This is a genomic window from uncultured Dialister sp. (genome assembly GCF_900538805.1).
Classification (GTDB): domain Bacteria; phylum Bacillota; class Negativicutes; order Veillonellales; family Dialisteraceae; genus Dialister.
Map to the genome: position 1 here is coordinate 1 of NZ_UPZP01000143.1, position 3,793 is coordinate 3,793.

A 3,793-nucleotide genomic window follows, 5' to 3' on the forward strand; every position below is an offset into this window, starting at 1 on the left:
CTGTATGCTCAGCGTTGGCGCCTGATTCTGAGAGGCCCGCAATACTGTCTGGCACGGATTTGTATCCGTGTTTTTGTACTGCCCATAGCAGAAAAAGCTGTGAAGGAATGATAATCATTTCTTCACAGCTTTTTTACCTTTTTAATCCCATCAAAGATTTTTAAGATGACAGTACATTGCCCGCCGAATGCTCACCTTCACAGATGATAGGGCTCATGCCGTATGATTTTCATGGCACGGTAGACCTGTTCCGCCAGAATAAGGCGGGCCATCTGGTGGGTGAAGGTCATGGCACTGATGGAGATTTTCAGGTCAGCCCTTTTCCGGATATTTTCTCCATTGCCATAGGGGCCGCCGATCATGAAGAAAAAGTGGCTGGTGCCGGCCACCATTTTCTTTTGAAGGATTGCCGCCAGCCCTTCCGAGGTCACCGGTTTTCCTTTCAGGTCCAGAAGGATAAGGAAATCTTCATCTTTCAGATATTTCAGAAGTTTGTCCCCCTCCTTTTCCATAACCTTTTCTTTCAGGGCAGGCGATGGATTTTCCGGCATCCTTTCTTCATCCGGCGACAGGATTTCCACCTTTGCCATAGGCGAAAGACGCTTCAGGTATTCTTCAATGCCCTGGCGCATCCATTTTTCTTTAATCTTGCCAATGGTTAGAAATGTGAATTTCATCAGTTGTCCGTCTCCGGTGCCGATGCCAGGAGCACTTCCGTATCGGACTTTCTTCCATTGTGTTCGTAGGTCACTTTGATGCGGTCGCCCGGTTTATGGGTATCCAGGATATCTCTCATACCCTTGACCGTATCGAAGGATTTACCGTCAATAGCAAGGATGTAGTCACCGGGACGGATGTCGGTGAGGCTGATGGGGCTTCTTGCGGCCACTTTCATGACGAGAACGCCGCCATCATGGTCCCAGTTGTAGCCATAGCGCTGGGCAATGTCCTTATCAGCTGCATAGACACCAAGGTAAGCCCTTGTGACTTTGCCATTGGAAATCAGCTGCTGGATAATGCCTTTGGCGGAATTGATGGGGATGGCAAAGCCCATGCCTTCTACCCCTTCCTTGGCAATTTTAGCACTGTTAATGCCCACCACCTTACCATCGGCGGTAACAAGGGCGCCGCCGGAGTTGCCGGGGTTAATCGCTGCATCGGTCTGGATAAGCTTGAAGCGCTGGTCAATGTCATCAAGGCTCCTGTTCAGTGCACTGATGACGCCTACGGTAACGGTGCCCTGAAATTCAAGGCCCAGGGGATTGCCGATGGCAATGGCGGTCTCCCCTACCTGCAGGGCATCGGAATCACCGAACTCTGCCACAGGCAGGTCATCACTTCCATCAATCTTAACCACCGCCAGGTCCGTGGAAGGATCTGTGCCCACCACTTTCCCCGGCACTGTTTTCCCATTGGAAAGGCTGACATTCACTTCTTTGCTGCCAGATACCACATGGTTATTGGTGACAATATATCCCTTCTTGTCAAAGAGAACACCGGAGCCTACGCTCTGTCCCACTTCTACCCGGCGGTTGAACATATCCCGGTCATACACTCTGGTGGTGATGCCCACAATGGCCGGGCCCACTTCCTTCACGGCCTGTACCACGGCGGTGTTGCGGATGGCCGGGAGATCTTCCATTTTCTTATTGGCTCCCTGAGGAATCCGGTAGGAAGAAGCAGCCCCTTCCTTTTTCGGCAGAGAAAAGCCGCCGAAATAGCAGCCGCCGGCACCGCCTATAATCAGCATGGCCAGGGCCAGAGCCGCGATTGTCATTCTTCCATTTCGGGAGCCATGGGATGTTTCTTTCATGGCTTCGCCATTTTCTTTCAGCTTTTTATCCAAATCTTCTCTATCCATAGTTACCTCCCTTTCCCATTGGGAAATTAAATTTCAGGGGGCAGGCACCCTTCTTACAGAAAAAGGAGCCTCTCCATCTTGTAGTCCAATCATTATATCACAAAGTTTCAATAAAGGAAGAGATAAAAAAGAGATAAAAAAAAGAAACCCACTTCTCAGTAAAGCAGGTTTCTTTTTTATTATTTAGCAAAGTCAGTAGCCCTGGTTTCGCGGATAACCACGACCTTTACCTGTCCCGGATACTGCAGTTCCTTTTCAATCCGGCGGGAAATGTCGTGGGCCAGGATGGTGGACTGGTCTTCGGATACCTTTTCCGGTTTCACGATGACCCGGAGTTCACGGCCTGCCTGGATAGCATAGCAGCTGTCCACGCCGGGGAAGGATTTGGCAATGTCTTCCAGTTTCGTGAGACGTTTGATATAGTTTTCCAGCGTCTCGCGGCGGGCGCCGGGACGGGCTGCGGAAATAGCATCGGCAGCGGCCACCAGCACGGATTCTACACAGGTAGGCTCCGTATCCCCGTGATGGGAAGCAATGGCATTGACAACTTCCGGCGATTCATGGTATTTCTGGGCCAGTTCCACACCCAGTTCCACATGGGTGCCTTCCTGTTCACGATCCACGGCCTTGCCGATATCATGAAGGAGTCCTGCCCTTTTGGCCAGTTCCACATTGGCTCCCACTTCACCGGCCATAATGCCGGCAAAATAGGATGTATCAATGCAGTGCTGCAGCACATTTTGGCCATAGCTGGTACGGTATTTTAAACGGCCCAGAATTTTCACCAGTTCCGGGTTCATGCCCCGGATGCCGCATTCCATGACAGCCTGTTCACCGGCTTCGCGGATAGCCTTTTCCACATCCTTCTTTGTCTTGGCCACCACTTCTTCAATCCGTGCGGGATGGATACGGCCATCCTTCACAAGGCTTTCCAGTGCCAGCCTTGCCACTTCACGGCGAATGGGGTCAAAGCAGGACAAGATAACCGCTTCCGGCGTATCGTCGATGATAAGGTCCACGCCCGTCAGGGTTTCGATGGCCCGGATATTGCGTCCTTCCCTGCCGATGATGCGGCCCTTCATTTCTTCATTTGGAAGGGAAACCACGGAAACCGTGGTTTCGGAAACCGTATCTGCCGCATTCCGCTGAATAGCGGATGCGATGATTTCCCTGGCCTTGACGTCAGCGGTACTCTTGGCTTCCTCCACGGCGCTGCGGATGCGGACTGCCTTTTCATGGGTCAGCTCTTCATCCACCCGGGACAGAATCATGTCCTTCGCCTGTTCGCTGGAGAGCTGGGAAATTTCTTCCAGCTTCTTCTGCTGCTGTTCGTAAAGGCCGTTCAGCTTTTCCTTCTGGGCCTTCACCTGGCTTTCCTTTTTATCCAGCTGGGATTCCCGCTGTTCCAGGCTGCCGCTTCTCCAGTCCAGATTATTTTCCTTCTGCACAAGACGCTGTTCATACTTCTGCAGCTCATCACGGCGCTGCTTGTTTTCCTGTTCCACGTCTTCCCGAAGCTTATGGATTTCTTCACGGGTCTGCACCAAGGTTTCCTTCTTCAGCGTTTCCGCCTCCCGGGAAGCATTGTCCAGCATTTTCTTGGCCTCTTCGCCGATCTGCCGGGCCTTTTCCTCTGCCGATCCGATCCTTGCCTCTGCAATGCGCTTGCGGAGCATGTACCCCACGCCGGCGCCAATGACGGCGGCAATGATACATCCCACAATCACATACAGTAAAACTTCATCCAGTGTCAAATGATTCACCTCTCTCTTTCTGTTATTATTATGCGTACTACGAAAACATAAAAGAATCATCTCCCGAAGGAGATAAGGGAAAATGATACCCCGGCCGCTAAGGAAGCGCTGATTAAATCGTTGTCTGCTTTTATTCTAGAATTTTTATGCAATGCGAGGAATGGGATGACGCGAATAG

General features: G+C 51.4%; 3 protein-coding genes. All 3 read right to left on the bottom strand.

Annotated elements, in window-relative coordinates:
- Positions 1-197: 197 nt before the first annotated feature.
- The 3 genes from rlmH to rny all read right to left on the bottom strand — a co-directional run bounded on the left by rlmH (position 198) and on the right by rny (position 3,615).
- Positions 198-677: a 23S rRNA (pseudouridine(1915)-N(3))-methyltransferase RlmH gene (gene rlmH / locus QZQ29_RS09075; protein WP_296962547.1), complete on the bottom strand. Its 480-nt coding sequence runs from the start codon at positions 675-677 to the stop codon at positions 198-200.
- Entirely contained in the window at positions 677-1,861 is a 1,185-nt protein-coding gene (locus QZQ29_RS09080; RefSeq protein WP_296962549.1) for a trypsin-like peptidase domain-containing protein, read from the bottom strand. Before QZQ29_RS09080 ends, rlmH begins: the two co-directional genes overlap by 1 nt.
- Positions 1,862-2,040: 179 nt before the next feature.
- On the bottom strand, positions 2,041-3,615 hold the full coding sequence (gene rny / locus QZQ29_RS09085; protein ID WP_296962552.1) for a ribonuclease Y: 1,575 nt from the start codon (positions 3,613-3,615) through the stop codon (positions 2,041-2,043).
- Positions 3,616-3,793: the final 178 nt, after the last annotated feature.

Excerpts from the sequence above, each read along its gene's own strand:
- rlmH (WP_296962547.1), bottom strand. The coding sequence starts at position 677 with ATGAAATTCACATTTCTAACCATTGGCAAGATTAAAGAAAAATGGATG.
- QZQ29_RS09080 (WP_296962549.1), bottom strand. The coding sequence starts at position 1,861 with ATGGATAGAGAAGATTTGGATAAAAAGCTGAAAGAAAATGGCGAAGCC.